The sequence below is a fragment of the Mediterranea massiliensis genome (assembly GCF_900128475.1).
Classification (GTDB): Bacteria; Bacteroidota; Bacteroidia; order Bacteroidales; family Bacteroidaceae; genus Bacteroides; species Bacteroides massiliensis_E.
The window spans coordinates 497,606-512,632 of the sequence record NZ_LT635836.1; the positions used below are offsets into that span (position 1 = coordinate 497,606).

A 15,027-nucleotide genomic window follows, 5' to 3' on the forward strand; every position below is an offset into this window, starting at 1 on the left:
TTTATTCTGACATATTCTTGATATAGGGTAACTCGGGCAACGTGCCGAAGCCATAGAAGCGGCGGGCATTCTCCCCCAGGAAAAGGGCCTTCTCTTCTTCCGTCAGTTCGGACGACTTGAGCACGAAGTCATAAGACATGCGGTAGGTGATGGCCGTGATGGTGCGCGGATAGTCCGATCCCCACATCAGCTTGTCCATACCTACCCGGTCGGCCGCCTCGCGGATGGCCCGCACCGCCCCGCGGAACGGATAGAACTCGTCGTTGAAGAGCCACGTGATGCCGCCCGACTCGATGCGTACGTTCGGATGGCGGGCCAGCTTCACCTGCTCGGTCCAGCCGGGACGGGTCACCATGCCGAAATGGCCGATGGCCACCTTCAGCCGCGGACATTCCTGAATGACTTCTTCCATCTCACCCACCTGCGTATCGCCGTCGGCCAGGTCGATGGAGAGCAACACGCCGTTCTGCTCCATCAGCTTGAACATCTGCATCATCTCTTCACTGTTCAGCATCACGCGCCCTTCCTTCAGCAACAGGCGCTGGGCAGGAATCTTGATGCCGCGGAAGCCACGGGTCATCAATTGGCGTACCTGCTCCAAGTAGCCGGGCTTGCGGAACTCACACATGCCGCACACGAAGAAGCGGTCGGGATAGCGCGAAGCCACATCGGCCAGATAATCGTTCTGAAAGCCGTCGATGAACTCCTGCGTGACGACAGCCGCCGCCACTTGTACATAGTCCATATTAGACAGGAATACCTCGGCGCTGTTCACCCCGTCCACCATAAACGGCGGGAGCATCTGCCGCACTTCGCCCATGAAGAGCGAACGGCCGTTTTCCAACGTACGAATGGGCAGGCCGTCGACCACCGTGTCCTGCTTCAGCCACAGGTGGGAATGGGCATCAATAAGGGTATAGTTCATCATCGTTCCTCCTCTCCCTTATGAATTGGCCCAGCTCACGCGGAACTGGTCGCCGATGATTTCACGGACTTCACGCAGCAAGGTTTCGTCCATCGGTTCCTCGATAAAGGCCACGTTCTTGCGGACGTTCTGCGGATTGGCCGTGCTGAACAGGGTCGTGGCAATGCGCGGATTGCTCACGGCATACTGCATGGCCAGCTTCTCGATGGGATAGTTGCGGGCCTCGCAATGCTCCATGGCCTTGCGGCAGGCCTCGACCAGCGGACGGGGAGCCGGATGCCAGGCGGGAACACCGCGCTCGGTGAGCAGCCCCATGGACAAGGGAGAAGCACTGATGACCCCGATGCCACGGGATTCGAAATAATCCAGAAAATCCACCAGCTTGTCGTCGCACAGGCAGTAGTGGCAGAAGTTGAGCACAGACTCCACCGTACCGGCGGGCGAATGGTCGACGACCCACTTCAGGTTCTCCAGTTGCAGGTCGGTGATGCCCACATGGCCCACCACGCCTTTCCTGCGCAACTCGACCAAGGCAGGCAAGGTCTCGTCCACCACCTGATGAAGGTCGGCAAACTCGATGTCGTGCACATTGATGAGGTCGATGTAGTCGATGTTCAGCCGCTCCATACTCTCGTAGACGCTTTCAGTGGCACGCTTGGCAGAGTAGTCCCACGTGTTGACCCCGTCCTTGCCGTAACGGCCCACCTTGGTGGAGAGGTAATACTTGTCGCGCGGAATGTCCTTCAGCGCCTTACCCAGCACGGTTTCGGCCTTGTAATGGCCATAGTAGGGAGACACGTCGATGAAATTCATGCCCAGCTCAATAGCGGTGAACACGGCTTCAATGCCTTCTTTCTCCTTGATATCATGGAAAACGCCTCCCAGCGAGGAAGCTCCGAAACTGAGGGAAGAAACCTTCATCCCAGTCTTCCCGATTTCATGGTATTGCATAATCCTTCTGTTTAAAATGTTTACGCCAACAAAGGTAAAAGAAGAAGCGAAAGGTCTGTCCGAACGGAAAGCGGAAAAAGCACGTAAAGGTTTACGTAACAAATTTTACGTGCCCATCCATGCATGTTTGCCTGAAAAATGTTTTCTTTGCAGAAGAATCGCATGACGGACAAACCATGGAACACTCCAAACATACCTCCCTGAAAGACCTGGCCCGGGTGCTGGGCGTATCCATCCCCACCGTGTCGAGAGCGCTGAAGGACAGCCCCGACATCAGCCGCGACCTGTGCGAACGGGCCAAGCGGCTGGCGCAGGAAATGAACTACCGCCCCAATCCCTTCGCCATGAGCCTGCGGAAGAACACGCCGCGCATCATTGGCGTCATCGTGCCCGACATCGTGACCCACTTCTTCGCCTCCATCGTGAGCGGCATCGAGGACACGGCCGTGGCCAACGGCTACTTCGTCATCATCACCACCTCGCACGAATCCTACGAGCACGAGAAGCGTAACATCGAAAATCTGGTGAACATGCGCGTGGAGGGCATCATCGCCTGCCTCTCGCAGGAGACGACGGACTACAGCCACTGGGCCGCCCTGGCAGACATCAACATGCCCCTCATCCTCTTCGACCGCGTCTGCCTGACCGACCGTTTCTCCTCCGTCGTGGCCGACGGCGAGCAGTCGGCCCGTGCCGCCACCCAGCACCTGCTGGACACGGGCAGCCGCCGCGTGGCCTTCATCGGCGGGGCCAACCACCTGGACATCGTCAAGCGGCGCAAGCACGGCTACCTGGAAGCCCTGCGCGACAACCGCATCCCCATCGAAAAGGAGCTGGTGGTGTGCCGTAAGATAGATTACGAAGAAGGCAAGGCGGCCACCGAATCGCTCCTCGCCCTGCCCCAGCCGCCCGACGCCATCCTGGCCATGAACGACACGCTGGCCTTCGCCGCCATGGAGGTCATCAAGAGCCACGGCCTGCGCATTCCCCAAGACGTAGCCCTCATCGGATATACCGACGAACAGCATGCCAACTACGTGGAACCCAAGCTGTCGGCCGTATGCCACCAGACCTATCAGATGGGCCAAACCGCCTGCCGCCTGCTGATAGACCGGCTGAAGGGCGACAAGACGGTGCGGCAGGTCGTGGTACCCACCTCCCTGCAAATCAGGGAAAGCAGCGTTAAAGAAGGTTGAAAAAGACGGGGAAATTGTCCGTTTCGCCTCCAAAGTCTATCTTTGCAGCCGCATTTACATGAAAAGAAGCAGCATCCATGACCGAACAGGAAGTCCGAAAATACTTGCGACAGATGAAGGAAGAAAGCTCCGAAAGGGCTTTCAAGGGATTCTTTGACCTGACCTACGACCGCCTGTTCCGCATCGCCTACTACTACCTGAAGCACGAGGAGTGGGCGCAGGAAGTGGTGCTCGACGTGTTCCTCGCCCTGTGGAAGCAGCGCGACACTCTGGCCTCCGTGCAGAACATCGAGGACTATTGCTTCGTCCTCACCCGCAACGCCTCGCTCAACTACCTGGAAAAGGAAGTGCGCCGAAGCGATTCCCTCTCCGCCGAACTGACCGAAAACGACGCTTCCGACCCTTCGCCCGAGGAGTGCCTCATCAGCGAAGAGCTCTTTGCCCGCTACGTCAAGGCGCTGGACCGCCTGCCCGAACGCTGCCGCGAAGTCTTCATCCGCATCCGCGAAGAGAAGCAGAGCTATGCCCAGGTGGCCGAAGAGCTGGGCATCAGCGTCAAGACCGTAGACGCCCAGCTGCAGAAAGCCGTCTCCCGCCTGCGGGATATGCTGAAGTAAATCCTGTCTTCCGAGGTCAATCACCGTTCGTGAAATCTGTTCCCTTATAGGGAAACGCTCGTTCCCTCCGTAGGAAACGCCCGTTTCCATGCACGGGGAACGCCCGTTTCCTACACGGGGAACAGCCGTTTCCAACCGTGAGGAACAATCGTTTCCTGTACGGGGAACGGACCTCAACTGCTAGGACATGTCCTGCATCGTCCGTTTTTATGGGCAGGACAACAATTGGAACTTTATGCAAAAAGTGCCGCCCGCAGAAAAAAAGTCGTTTTCCGCGTAGGGAGTTTTCCACTTTCCGCTGTCTTTAAGGTAAAACAACTCCATAAAAAACGTACTGACATGAAAAAAGCTATCCTTATCACCACCGACCTCGTGCTGGCCCTGCTGGGCCTGGCAGGCCTGACGGCCTGTGACGGCCACAACGACAAGTACCCCAAAGATTATCTGGGATTTGAAAGATTTCTGGAAAATTACACCTTCGAACGAGGAGTGGAAAGTCGGGAAATAACATTGAAAGTGGTTGCGGCCGAAAAGGCCGACACCGAACGCAAAGCTACAATCAGCATCCGAAATCTGCCGGGGCGACAACCTGCCTACACGTTGCTGGACAAAGAAGTGACCATCGCTCCCAAGAAAAAGTCCGCCCACGTACGCATACGGATTTACCCCGCCAAAATAAAGAAAGCGGACGAAATCAGACTGACCTGCACACCCAAGGACAAAAAGGTGAAAGCTACGACCGTCACACTGAAAATCGCAATCAAATAAGAAAACGCTTATATGACAGAGAAAGACCCTTTTGAAACCCTGCTCGACCGCCTGGCGGCCTCGACACGCTCGCCCCGCGGACGGTTCAGCGCAGCCCGTTCCTGGCCCCTGCTCCAGACGCGCCTGAAGAGACGCACGCTGAAGCGCACCCTCTGGATGCGGGTGGCCGGAGCGGCAGCCGTCGTGCTGCTTTGCGTGGCCGGATGGCAGGCCTACGAACAGCTCCACCCCGTGGAAATGATGACGGTGACGGCACAGGCGGAGACGTGTACCGTCGTCCTGCCCGACCGCACGGAAGTCGTCCTGAACCGCCACTCCACGCTGACTTACCCGAAAGACTTCCGGCGGGAGGCGCGGCGTGAAGTGACCCTGCAGGGAGGCGCCTACTTCGAGGTGACCAAAGACCCGTCGCACCCCTTTGTGGTGGAAACGGGCGAGGTACAGGTGCAGGTACTGGGCACGCACTTCAACGTCGAAGCCTACCCGCGCGACCGCGAGGTACGCACCACGCTGCTCGAAGGCTCCGTAGCCGTCAGCCTTCCCGGCCGGTCGCAACGGCTGGTGCTGGCTCCCAACGAACGGGCCGTCTACGACAAGACCAGTGGCCGCCTGTCGCAAGAATCCCTGGCCGATGCTGCCAATGACATCAGCTGGAGCCACGGATGCCTGAACTTCCGGAGCCAGCCCCTGCGCGAAATCGTCCGCCAGCTGGCCAACACTTACCAGGCAGACATCCACATCACCGACCCGACGCTGGCCGGATACCGCCTCACGGCCACCTTCGACATCAGGGAAGGCCTGACGCATATCCTCGACCTACTGCAGGCGGCAGCCGGATTTACTTACCAGAAAGAAAACGATACCATTATTCTACAAACTAAACTTAACCATCCATGAACTGTTCCGAACCAAGCTGTTTCCACCGCCCCTTCAGGCTCCTGCTCCTGATGGGTGCGGTGCTGCTTGGAGTCTGCCTCCAAGCCCAGAATCCGCAGGCCCCCATCACGATGGACATCCGCAACGCCACCCTCCGCGTGCTGATCTCCCGGCTGGAGAACGCCACAGGCTATACTTTCGTCTATGGCGACGACGTCAAGCTCACCCGCCGCATCGACCTGAATGTGCAGAAGCTCACCATCGACCAGGTGCTGGAAGAGGCTTTCCGCGACCAGCCGGTGGAGTTCAAAATCTCGGGCAAACACATCGTGCTGCGCAAGCGCGAAATGCCCCGCAAGCGCGAACGCCGCCGCTTCACCGTGAGCGGCTACGTCACCGACGCCGCCTCGGCCGAAACACTGATAGGCGCCAATATCCTGGACAGCCGCTACGCCGTGGGGACAGCCTCGAACGCCTACGGCTTCTACACCCTGACCCTGCCCGAAGGCGAAGTGAGCCTCTCGTCCTCCTACCTGGGCTACACCACACGGACCGACCGCTTCCGCCTGAGGGCAGACACCACACTGAACATTGCCCTCAACACCCATAACGAGCTGCAGGAAGTGGTCGTCACGTCGGAAAAACGGGAAGCGGGCATCAACGCCACCAACATGGGTGCCCACGACATCCCTATGACACAGATACGCCACACGCCCTCCATCCTGGGCGAAGCCGACGTGCTGAAGACCATCCAACTGATGCCGGGCGTACAGGCCGGCATGGAGGGCTTTGCGGGCATGTATGTCCGCGGCGGAACGCCCGACCAGAACCTGGTGATGCTGGACGGCATCCCCGTCTACAACGCCGACCACCTGCTGGGCATCTTCTCGGTGTTCACACCCGAAGCGGTGAAGAATGTCACCCTCTTCAAGAGCAGCTTTCCCGCCCGCTACGGAGGCCGCCTGTCGTCTGTAGTCGATGTGCGCACCAACGACGGCGACATGCACCGTTACCACGGCGCCCTCAGCATCGGCATGCTCACCGACAAATTCCACATCGAAGGCCCCCTTCGGAAGGAGCGCACATCGTTCTCGCTCAGCATGCGCGTCACGCCCAGCATCCTGCTGCCCAAAGGCATCAAAACGACCGAAGAATGGGGAAACGGCCTGGAAACCGAACGCTACAACTATTACTTCTACGACATCAACGCCAAGGTGAACCACAAGTTCGGCGACCGCGACCGCCTGTTCCTGGGCTTCTACCGGGGCAAAGACCACTTCCGGTACGACGACGAATACGAACGCCAACCTGCCTCCGACATCACCACCTATTCCAAATACACCAGTCAGCTCCGTCTGAACTGGGGAAACCTCATCGGTTACGCCCGCTGGAATCATGTATTCAACAGCCGCCTGTTCGGCAACTTCACCGCCTCCTACAACCAGTACCGCATGAGCCTGAACGAAACGTCGGAAGACCGTACCGACTATCGGGAGCAGCTGCACGACTACCATCGCTACCGGTCGGAATTCCGTTCGGGCATCCGCGACTGGAGCCTGCGTGCCGACTTCGACTTCACCCCTTCCACCCGTCACCGTATCCGCTTCGGCAGCGAATTCATCCACCACCTGTTCACGCCGGGCGTATCGACCGCGCACATCGGCAATGTGGACGACGGTTCCGCCCGGCAGGACACCACCTATGCCAACAACAGCAACCTTCCGCAACGGGGCATGGAATTGTCGCTCTACGCCGAAGACAGCTGGGAAGCTACCGACCGACTCAGCCTGAACCTCGGGGCGCGCGCCTCACTGTTCCGCACGCAAGGCAAAAGCTATCTCTCCGCCCAACCACGCGTATCTGTCCGATACGACTGGAGCAAAGGTTTCGCAACCAAAGCCTCCTATTCGTGCATGGCCCAGTACGTCCACCTGCTTTCGTCCACCCCCTTCTCCATGCCCACCGACCTGTGGGTACCCATCACCCGGAACATACGCCCCATGTATGCCAACCAATACTCCGCCGGAGCCTACTACACCGGTCTGCCCGGCTGGGAATTCTCGCTGGAAGGTTACTACAAGCAGATGCGGCACATCCTGGAATATCAGGACGGAGTCTCCTTCTTCGGTACCTCCACCCATTGGGAAGAGAAGGTCGAGATGGGCCAGGGACGCAGCTACGGACTGGAACTGATGGCCCAACGTACTGTGGGGAATACGACAGGATGGATTTCGTACACACTGGCCAGGAGCGAACGACGCTTTCCGGACGGCAGCATCAACCACGGTCGGTGGTTTCCCCACAAATACGACCGGCGTCACAGCATCAACCTCTGCGTGAACCACCGCTTCAGCGACCGCATCGACGTAGGTGCCTCGTGGATTTTCTACACAGGAGGCTGCCTCACCATTCCCGAGCGGCGGACGGTCATCGTCAAGCCCGACGGCAGCACCGAAGAGACCGACTACATATCGGGGCGCAACAACTACCGCCTGCCCGCCACCCACCGCCTGAACATCGGCGTGAACTTCAACAAGAAGACCAAGCACGGCATGCGCACCTGGAACATCAGCCTCTACAACGCCTACAATGCCATGAACCCCAATCTGGTATACACCAAGAGAGTGGACGAGGTATCGGAAATCTCTGTAGACGAAAACGGACATATTACCCAAATAGTCCGCGAACCTTCCAAAACCGTCATCAAGAAGCGGACGATCCTGCCCTGCATTCCCTCTGTGACCTATACATACCGATTCTAAGAACTCTGTATCCTGCAACAAATATGAAACGCATCCACTTACACCTTATTATATATATAGCAATTCTCCTCGGACTGCCTTCGTGCGAACACGAGATACCCTACAACCCCGAAATGAAGCAACCCTGCCTCGTCATGAACGCTTTGCTCGAGGCGGGAGACGGCAAGAAGAACGAGGTGTCCCTCTACTTGAGTACCGGCGACAATCTGGGCAAACTGAACGATGACGCTACCCTGTCTCTCTACATCAACGGACACCTTGCCGCAGCACCCCAGGAAGCCGATCCGAAGAAACTTTCTCCTCCCTCCGGAGTATCTACAGGAAACTTCAGCTACAAGAAATACTATTTCGACACGCCCCTCCGTCCCGGCGACCTCGTCCGTCTGGAAGCAACGGCCCAAGGCGGTACTCTTCGGGCCACGGCAGAAGTACAGGTTCCCCAGCCTCCCCTGGATTTCCGCGTGGATACCTGTACCGTCCCGCTCAACATGGGCAGCGGCATCGTCACTCCCCACCGTCGCTACCTTGTGACAGTGAATGACATCGCCAACGAAAGTAACCACTACCGCCTGGATATCCGTAACCAGTTTCAGGTACGCTACCACATCTACGAATACGTCAAGGACGAACAGGGGCACTTCATCGAAGACGAAAGCCATAATCTGATATACACCGAACGCGACAGCCTGGCCTACCAACAATACAGCGACCTCGTCAATCGCGAAGATGTCATCCTGACCGACGGCAACGTGAGCCATTCGCAGGAAGACGAAGACAATCTGCTGTTCCCCCGCATCGAGAACAAGTACAACATCTTCAGCGACGACCGTTTCCACAACAGTTCGGCCACACTCAAAGTCTATACCCGCCTCTACGACGACTTTACAGCCAGTCCACTCTATGGCATTACCTACGGCAACACATATTGTACCCAGTCCATCCACATCCGCCTGCTCAACTTGACGGCCGACTATTATCGCTATCTGAAAGCCCTGAACTGTTTCGACGACGATGACTACGATGCTGTTCTGATGGAACCCGTTTCCCTACCCAGCAACATCAGCGGCGGCATTGGCTTCGTGGGCGTCGCCACGCCACGCGAAGTCGTCATCGCCTTTCCCGAACGACCGTGCAAAACTACAGGATATTGGAATCCCTGAAAATGACCCAACCTCTCTTCTCATACAGGAAGCTGACGGACTAAAAGCGAAAAAGAGGCTGTCTCAAAATAGAAATTCAAAAGTAATAATCTTACAGATTGAAACTTAGTAATAAAAAGCCTCCTGCTTTAGCCCTTATTTATTGCAATTATAGGACTAAAAGCAGGAGGTTTTTATGTTGTAGCTTATAAATTGTAAGTAAACTTATCTCTGTTTTTAATTTTGAGACAGCCTCTTTTACAATATTTATATTTCAAGAAAAATGGTTCAATGCTGCATGTCATCCCATGCTTTCCGATATTCGGCCAATAGTTCATCCATCACTTCTGATACCGTCTGAATGCCCTTGCCACGAAGCAAGGAAGCGACTTGGCCGATTTCGAGCTCGCCTTCCTCAAGATCGCCTTCAAAGATGCCCAATTTGGCACGACCACGGCCCAACAGGGCACGCAACTCATCGGTTGTAGCGCCGGCGGCTTCGGCCTCGGCAACGGCATCGCTGAAACGTCCACGCACCAACCTCGTCGGCGAAAGTTTCTTGAGCAACAGGCGGGTGTCGCCCTCCTGAAGGTCGAGACACAGGTTCTTGAAAGCCTCACTGGCCGAACTCTCGGCCGTCAGGGCAAAGCGGGTACCTATCTGCACTCCTTCGGCACCCAACGCACGAACGGCCAAAATGGCTTCGCCCGTCGCAATGCCTCCCGCGGCTATCAGAGGAAGAGAAGTTGCCTTTCGGATGGCTGGTATCAGACAAAGCGTGGTCGTTTCTTCACGGCCGTTATGTCCTCCGGCCTCAAATCCTTCCGCCACCACGGCATCGACACCTGCCTCCTCGGCCTTGCGGGCAAAAAGGGAAGAAGAGACCACATGCACCACCGTGATGCCACGCTCGTGCAACCAGTCCGTCCACTTTTTGGGACTGCCAGCCGAGGTAAATACAATCTTCACGCCCTCATCGGCCACCAGTTGCATGATTTCGTCTATCTGAGGATACATCAAGGGGATATTGACGCCAAAAGGCTTCGTAGTGGCCGCCTTGCACTTGACAATATGCTCGCGCAAGGTCTCTGGATGCATGGATCCTGCTCCGAGCAGACCTAGTCCGCCGGCATTGCTTACGGCCGACGCCAGGCGCCAACCGCTACACCACACCATTCCCCCTTGTACAATGGGGTATTCGATACCAAAAAGTCGGGTAATTCTGTTTTCCATCTTATCTGTATGTTTTCAAAGTGAATATGCAATGCTTTATCAAGAGAAACAGACTGGTAACCTAAAATGTTCGTACCTCTTTCCTTATTTCCTCATACTACTCACATTGGGCTATCGTTTTCCTCTGGATTTTCCTCTTTCAGTTTCCGTGCCTTCGGCTCGATGCGGGTAGAATCGGCATACGTGCGCAAGACCTCCAACGTGCGGGCGCGCCGTTTACGTGCCCTCACCCTCCAGGCCCCCTTTTCCGGCATCAGGCTATACCCTGACGGCCGTTTGACGGCCTGCCATCCCATGACAGACTGATTGGCAACCCTCCCCAAAACCTGATAGCGCAAGCCAGTTGCCTCAATCTGTTCGAGCGACTCACGTGGACCGGCATCAATGGGCGACTTGGCCCAGTTGCTATACACGGTCATGGTCTTCAGTTCGTAAAAAGGGTCGTTGCGCCACGTATTCTTGTCGACGTTTATCTTACATTGGCGCACGGGGTCCCAATTATAGGGTGTATTGGCCGTATAGGGAAAGAGGGTAAGCTTTACCTTCCGCGGATGGATGCCCTGCACGGCAGGCAAGGTTTCGTCTACCTCCAACCAGGGTTTGGACTCCATCGCCTTGGGAGTTCCCCAAGGAGATTCCGCCTCCTTCAGAAGGTCCAGGTTCAATTGAATTTCACCATCGGTCTGCAACAACTGCTCCAGCCGGAGAGAGTCGGCCTTCGTCCAGTTTTGCGCACAAAGAGGGAAGACTGCCATCAAAAGCAGCCCGCAAAGAGAGCCATATCGTTTCACGATCAAAATGCGATAAGGAATGCAACAATCATCATACAGCAACACGCCGACGGCCTACCACCACATGTAGCGGCTGCCACACAGAGGTTCGTCATAGCAGGGGTCGATGGTCCATACCGTCCGCGGATATTGGCGGCTTTCCCACCAGCGGCGATATCGGGCCACGGCATCGAGCACTTCTTCATCACTCAGGAAATAAACACCCTCGTAGTTGTCGGCATCCGTGTGCACCATCTTGCATCCCATGGAGGCATTGTGCCCCAGGCGGATGGTCTCCACCGTCCAAAGGATGCATTCACCCAGACGGAGTTTTCCGCCAGGTGAATAGGAAACGGTAGCCAGCGGGAAGGAAGGGATGAGCGTCAGGTCGTCGGCATACTCCAGCAACTTGCCGATGTCTTCGGTAGTAAACTTGGGCACAATGCCCAGACCTTCGGAGTTCAATGAAGCATATTTGCCACTACGCAGTTGCTCGACGAACAAATCGACATCGGGGTCGTTGCAATCGAACGTTTCATTGTGGCAGGAAACCATTGCCAGGGAGCTCAGCAAGAAGCAGCCGACAATCAAAAAGCTGTATAATATAGATTTCAAGGTAGTCATATCTGTCTAAGGATTTTTTCGATTAATAAGCCATGCGTACGCCGCACAGAAGATTCAAGTTGGTAGGCCGTTCCGAACGAAGTGAAGCCGAGGGCGAGTCGGTGGCAAAGTGATGGGAAACCATCGGCTCGGCAAAGAGGGCAAAGCGATTGTTGAGCTTGTAGCGCACCCCTACACCTGCCGCTACGGCCAGCTGTACAGGTTCGGCCTTGAAGCCGTTGTCGGCCGCGCCGCCCACACACTTCTCCACGCTTCCGCCGACGGTGGCATAGAAATCGACCTTGTCGTTTCCAGCCAGCTGCACATTCATCCTCACAGGTATGGCCAGTGTGTGATAGGTATGGTTTCCGCCAGGCAGAGCCGTGTCGTGCAGGCGGTTGTATTGCAATCCGGCCTCCAGCGAAAGGCGTTTGCCCAGGTTACGCTCCACGCTGACTCCCGCCGTGAGGGGCATCTTGAAATCGCCCTTGGGCAACGAACTGCCCACATAAGCCTTCAAGGCCCAGTTGCGCGACTTCAAGACCGACTTGGCGTCCGCCGCCTCTTCCACTTCCGCAGGAGTCGAATTCTCCTTTCCTTCGAAGTTACGGCCCTCGCCCGACGAGGCGGCATAATAGCCCGAACCTCCCCTGCCGGCACGATAACCGCCCGACGTCTGACGACCGCCGCCATACACCTGCTGGGTGACGCGGATGGACACATGTACCGACATCGTCTGCTCCCCGTCTTCTTCTTCCTGTTGGGATGTGAGCGATGCCTGCACAGGCTTCGCGGAGGGACTGGCAGGAGCCACTTCCTTCACACGAGGCAAAGCTTCCTCCAGGCGGTCGCCGTCCAGGCTGGCACCCGGCGCCAGCGCAGCCACCTGCGTAAAGGCTTCCTCCATCTCCTCCTTGGGCGAGAAGTACCAGAAGGCGGCCGATGCCATGCCCAGCACCAAGACGACCGATGCGGCCGCCGCTATCCGATAGAAGGAGGGGAACCCGATCCGACGCTTGCCTTCCGAGAGGCCTGAAGCGGGCAAATCGCGCTCCAATTCTTCCCAAAAGCCATCGTTGACGGGCAGTTCGGCCTTGTCCAGCTTCCGACGGAACAATCCGGCTATTTCTTCATTTTCTTTCATGGGCAGTATATTCTTTAATTCTTTTTGCTAACAGACACTTGGCTCTGAACAACTGCGAGGTGGAGGAGTGTTCCTTGATGTGAAGCAGGCGGGCTATCTCCTTGTGCGACTTCTCCTCGAACACATACAGGTTGAACACCGTACGGCATCCGTCGGGCAGTTCGGCCACAAACTTCATCAGCACCTCCTCGGACAAGCCGCTTCCGCTTTCAGCCACCGAAGCCTCGTCTATCACGTCGGGCAGCTGCTCCTCGCTGACCACCAGCTGGGTGAAGCGCTGCTTCCGCCTCAGGTAGTCGATGGCCTGGGTCATCATCACCCGTGTCATCCACGTGGCCAACGAACATTCGCCCCGAAAGGTGAAGTTGGAGAAAATCTTGACGAAGCCGTCATGCAACACGTCATGCGCTTCGTCCATATCGCCCGTATAGCGGTAGCACACGGCCAGCATCTGGCGCGAATAGAGGGTATACAGCTCTTTCCGAGCAGCATTGTCGCCTGCCCGACATCCTTCAACCAACTCTATTTCACAATCTTGTGTCAAAACCTGTCTACGGACGCTTCCTCGCGTCGTTTGTCTGTTAGACGCAGCACTCCACAAAATGCTGCAAGCTAAAAATTAAAAAGATGTTAAAGAGAAAGGAAGACACTTCCTGTCTGTCTCCACGAGCTGAAAAAGAAAAAAGCCTTCCATAAATTGACCTGCTCCCAGACAATCTATGAAAGGCAAATCCGTTTGTCTCCGATATCCTTACAAAGCAATCAGCATGCCTTGAAGCTCATGTCCAGTCCCTTGACCGAATGGGTCAGTGCACCGACCGAGATGAAGTCCACGCCACACTCGGCATAGTCGCGCAGGGTGTCGAAGGTAATGCCGCCCGACGACTCCGTCTCGTAGCGTCCGCCCACCATCTCGACGGCCTTGCGGGTCATCTCAGGCGTAAAGTTGTCGAACATGATGCGGTCTACGCCACCCAAGTCGAGCACCTGCTGGAGTTCGTCGAAGTTGCGCACTTCGATTTCTATCTTCAGGTCCTTGCCTTTAGCCTTGCAATATTCCTTGGCGCGCGTGATGGCCTTGTCGATGCCACCTGCAAAGTCCACGTGGTTGTCCTTGAGCAGAATCATGTCGAAGAGGCCGATGCGGTGGTTCACACCTCCACCTATCTTGACGGCCATCTTCTCGAGGATGCGCATGCCGGGAGTGGTCTTGCGGGTATCGAGCACGCGGGTGTGCGTACCCTTGAGGCGTTCCTGATACTTGTGGGTCATGGTGGCGATGCCGCTCATGCGCTGCATGATGTTCAGCATCAGGCGTTCCGTCTGGAGGAGCGACTGCACCTTGCCTTCCACAATCATGGCCACGTCGCCAGGCTTCACCTCGGCGCCGTCGTTGATGTAAACCGTCACTTTCATCGTAGGGTCGAAGCGGCGGAACACTTCCTTGGCCACCTCGATGCCGGCCAGGATGCCTGCTTCCTTGATCAAAAGCTTCGACTTGCCCATCGCCGTCTCGGGGATGCACGAGAGGGTGGTATGGTCGCCGTCGCCTATATCTTCTGCAAAAGCCAGGTCGATGAGCCTGTCTATCAGTTCTTGTTCCTTATTCATTGGTCTTGTCAATTCTTATTTGATGTATAAAATATCTGTTATGTTCTCTACGGAAGAAACAATTCACACGGAAGTTTCCGTTGGCCGTCTGCAGGGTACCGACGATGAAGCTCGACTCATCGCGCTTGCCCTGATGCTTGACGTCGAACCTGCTTACCTTGTTGTTGGTAAAGAAGTCCGAAATAGCTCCTTCGGCACCCACCTTATCCAGCTGGGCAGGCTTGCTCAGGATGACCAAGTCCACCTTCTCGCCCAGATAGCGGTTCAGTTCCTGCGAGCTGCCTTTCTTGAAGGCTACCACTACGCCTACAGGAACATCCTGCGCCAGCAGGGAGGCAAGGCCCACCCACAAACTGAGCAGTAAAAAGATTACCCGTTTTTTCATATTACAAGCATTTACCTATGCAAAGATACAGATTTATTGCAATATAC

The 15,027-nt window shown here is 56.2% G+C and carries 15 protein-coding genes; 6 read left to right on the plus strand and 9 right to left on the minus strand.

Going from position 1 to position 15,027, the window contains the following annotated elements:
- Position 1: 1 nt before the first annotated feature.
- Together BQ7483_RS06775 and BQ7483_RS06780 are read right to left on the minus strand one after the other, a co-directional pair.
- The gene (locus tag BQ7483_RS06775) at positions 2-925 is read right to left on the minus strand and encodes an amidohydrolase family protein (RefSeq protein ID WP_072545320.1); all 924 of its coding nucleotides are present in this window, start codon (positions 923-925) and stop codon (positions 2-4) included.
- An 18-nt stretch (positions 926-943) separates the two neighbouring features.
- The gene (locus BQ7483_RS06780) at positions 944-1,876 is read right to left on the minus strand and encodes an aldo/keto reductase (protein ID WP_072545321.1); all 933 of its coding nucleotides are present in this window, start codon (positions 1,874-1,876) and stop codon (positions 944-946) included.
- Between the two features lie 176 nt (positions 1,877-2,052).
- Between BQ7483_RS06780 and BQ7483_RS06785 the strand changes: the two genes are divergently transcribed.
- The 6 genes from BQ7483_RS06785 to BQ7483_RS06810 all read left to right on the plus strand — a co-directional run bounded on the left by BQ7483_RS06785 (position 2,053) and on the right by BQ7483_RS06810 (position 9,255).
- Positions 2,053-3,072, plus strand: coding sequence for a LacI family DNA-binding transcriptional regulator (locus tag BQ7483_RS06785; RefSeq protein WP_072545466.1), 1,020 nt, complete (start codon positions 2,053-2,055; stop codon positions 3,070-3,072).
- A 77-nt stretch (positions 3,073-3,149) separates the two neighbouring features.
- Positions 3,150-3,689, plus strand: a complete 540-nt coding sequence (locus tag BQ7483_RS06790) for an RNA polymerase sigma-70 factor (RefSeq protein WP_072545322.1) — start codon at positions 3,150-3,152, stop codon at positions 3,687-3,689.
- A gap of 339 nt (positions 3,690-4,028) precedes the next feature.
- A complete protein-coding gene (locus tag BQ7483_RS06795) occupies positions 4,029-4,457 on the plus strand; it encodes a hypothetical protein (RefSeq protein WP_072545323.1) in 429 nt (142 codons plus the stop codon).
- Between the two features lie 12 nt (positions 4,458-4,469).
- Entirely contained in the window at positions 4,470-5,354 is an 885-nt protein-coding gene (locus tag BQ7483_RS06800) for a FecR family protein (RefSeq protein WP_022020387.1), read from the plus strand.
- Complete coding sequence (locus BQ7483_RS06805) at positions 5,351-8,095, plus strand: TonB-dependent receptor domain-containing protein (protein ID WP_407657205.1); 2,745 nt, start codon at positions 5,351-5,353, stop codon at positions 8,093-8,095. The genes BQ7483_RS06800 and BQ7483_RS06805 overlap by 4 nt, the downstream gene beginning before the upstream one ends.
- Before the next feature lie 23 nt (positions 8,096-8,118).
- On the plus strand, positions 8,119-9,255 hold the full coding sequence (locus tag BQ7483_RS06810) for a DUF4249 domain-containing protein (protein ID WP_072545324.1): 1,137 nt from the start codon (positions 8,119-8,121) through the stop codon (positions 9,253-9,255).
- 267 nt (positions 9,256-9,522) lie between these two features.
- Here the strand turns inward: BQ7483_RS06810 and BQ7483_RS06815 are convergent, their stop codons facing one another.
- The 7 genes from BQ7483_RS06815 to BQ7483_RS06845 form a co-directional block, all read right to left on the minus strand.
- Positions 9,523-10,467, minus strand: coding sequence for an NAD(P)H-dependent flavin oxidoreductase (locus BQ7483_RS06815; RefSeq protein ID WP_072545325.1), 945 nt, complete (start codon positions 10,465-10,467; stop codon positions 9,523-9,525).
- Between the two features lie 101 nt (positions 10,468-10,568).
- A complete protein-coding gene (locus tag BQ7483_RS06820) occupies positions 10,569-11,222 on the minus strand; it encodes a DUF4858 domain-containing protein (protein WP_083535669.1) in 654 nt (217 codons plus the stop codon).
- A 90-nt stretch (positions 11,223-11,312) separates the two neighbouring features.
- Entirely contained in the window at positions 11,313-11,792 is a 480-nt protein-coding gene (locus BQ7483_RS06825) for a DUF4943 family protein (protein ID WP_407657209.1), read from the minus strand.
- A gap of 91 nt (positions 11,793-11,883) precedes the next feature.
- A complete protein-coding gene (locus tag BQ7483_RS06830; RefSeq protein WP_072545326.1) occupies positions 11,884-12,984 on the minus strand; it encodes an outer membrane beta-barrel protein in 1,101 nt (366 codons plus the stop codon).
- Positions 12,971-13,528 carry an RNA polymerase sigma factor gene (locus tag BQ7483_RS06835; protein WP_072545327.1) on the minus strand — a complete coding sequence of 186 codons (558 nt, stop codon included), beginning with the start codon at positions 13,526-13,528 and terminating at the stop codon, positions 12,971-12,973. Before BQ7483_RS06835 ends, BQ7483_RS06830 begins: the two co-directional genes overlap by 14 nt.
- A 218-nt stretch (positions 13,529-13,746) precedes the next feature.
- A complete protein-coding gene (gene nadC, locus BQ7483_RS06840; protein ID WP_021847917.1) occupies positions 13,747-14,595 on the minus strand; it encodes a carboxylating nicotinate-nucleotide diphosphorylase in 849 nt (282 codons plus the stop codon).
- Positions 14,588-14,980 (minus strand): DUF4783 domain-containing protein, encoded by a 393-nt coding sequence (locus BQ7483_RS06845; RefSeq protein WP_072545328.1) that lies wholly within the window; start codon positions 14,978-14,980, stop codon positions 14,588-14,590. The genes nadC and BQ7483_RS06845 overlap by 8 nt, the downstream gene beginning before the upstream one ends.
- Positions 14,981-15,027 lie beyond the last annotated feature (47 nt).

Coding starts and splice junctions, on each gene's coding strand:
- BQ7483_RS06775 (WP_072545320.1), bottom strand. CDS start 925: ATGAACTATACCCTTATTGATGCCCATTCCCACCTGTGGCTGAAGCAG.
- BQ7483_RS06780 (WP_072545321.1), bottom strand. CDS start 1,876: ATGCAATACCATGAAATCGGGAAGACTGGGATGAAGGTTTCTTCCCTC.
- BQ7483_RS06785 (WP_072545466.1), top strand. CDS start 2,053: ATGGAACACTCCAAACATACCTCCCTGAAAGACCTGGCCCGGGTGCTG.
- BQ7483_RS06790 (WP_072545322.1), top strand. CDS start 3,150: ATGACCGAACAGGAAGTCCGAAAATACTTGCGACAGATGAAGGAAGAA.
- BQ7483_RS06795 (WP_072545323.1), top strand. CDS start 4,029: ATGAAAAAAGCTATCCTTATCACCACCGACCTCGTGCTGGCCCTGCTG.
- BQ7483_RS06800 (WP_022020387.1), top strand. CDS start 4,470: ATGACAGAGAAAGACCCTTTTGAAACCCTGCTCGACCGCCTGGCGGCC.
- BQ7483_RS06805 (WP_407657205.1), top strand. CDS start 5,351: ATGAACTGTTCCGAACCAAGCTGTTTCCACCGCCCCTTCAGGCTCCTG.
- BQ7483_RS06810 (WP_072545324.1), top strand. CDS start 8,119: ATGAAACGCATCCACTTACACCTTATTATATATATAGCAATTCTCCTC.
- BQ7483_RS06815 (WP_072545325.1), bottom strand. CDS start 10,467: ATGGAAAACAGAATTACCCGACTTTTTGGTATCGAATACCCCATTGTA.
- BQ7483_RS06820 (WP_083535669.1), bottom strand. CDS start 11,222: ATGGCAGTCTTCCCTCTTTGTGCGCAAAACTGGACGAAGGCCGACTCT.
- BQ7483_RS06825 (WP_407657209.1), bottom strand. CDS start 11,792: ATGGTTTCCTGCCACAATGAAACGTTCGATTGCAACGACCCCGATGTC.
- BQ7483_RS06830 (WP_072545326.1), bottom strand. CDS start 12,984: ATGAAAGAAAATGAAGAAATAGCCGGATTGTTCCGTCGGAAGCTGGAC.
- nadC (WP_021847917.1), bottom strand. CDS start 14,595: ATGAATAAGGAACAAGAACTGATAGACAGGCTCATCGACCTGGCTTTT.
- BQ7483_RS06845 (WP_072545328.1), bottom strand. CDS start 14,980: ATGAAAAAACGGGTAATCTTTTTACTGCTCAGTTTGTGGGTGGGCCTT.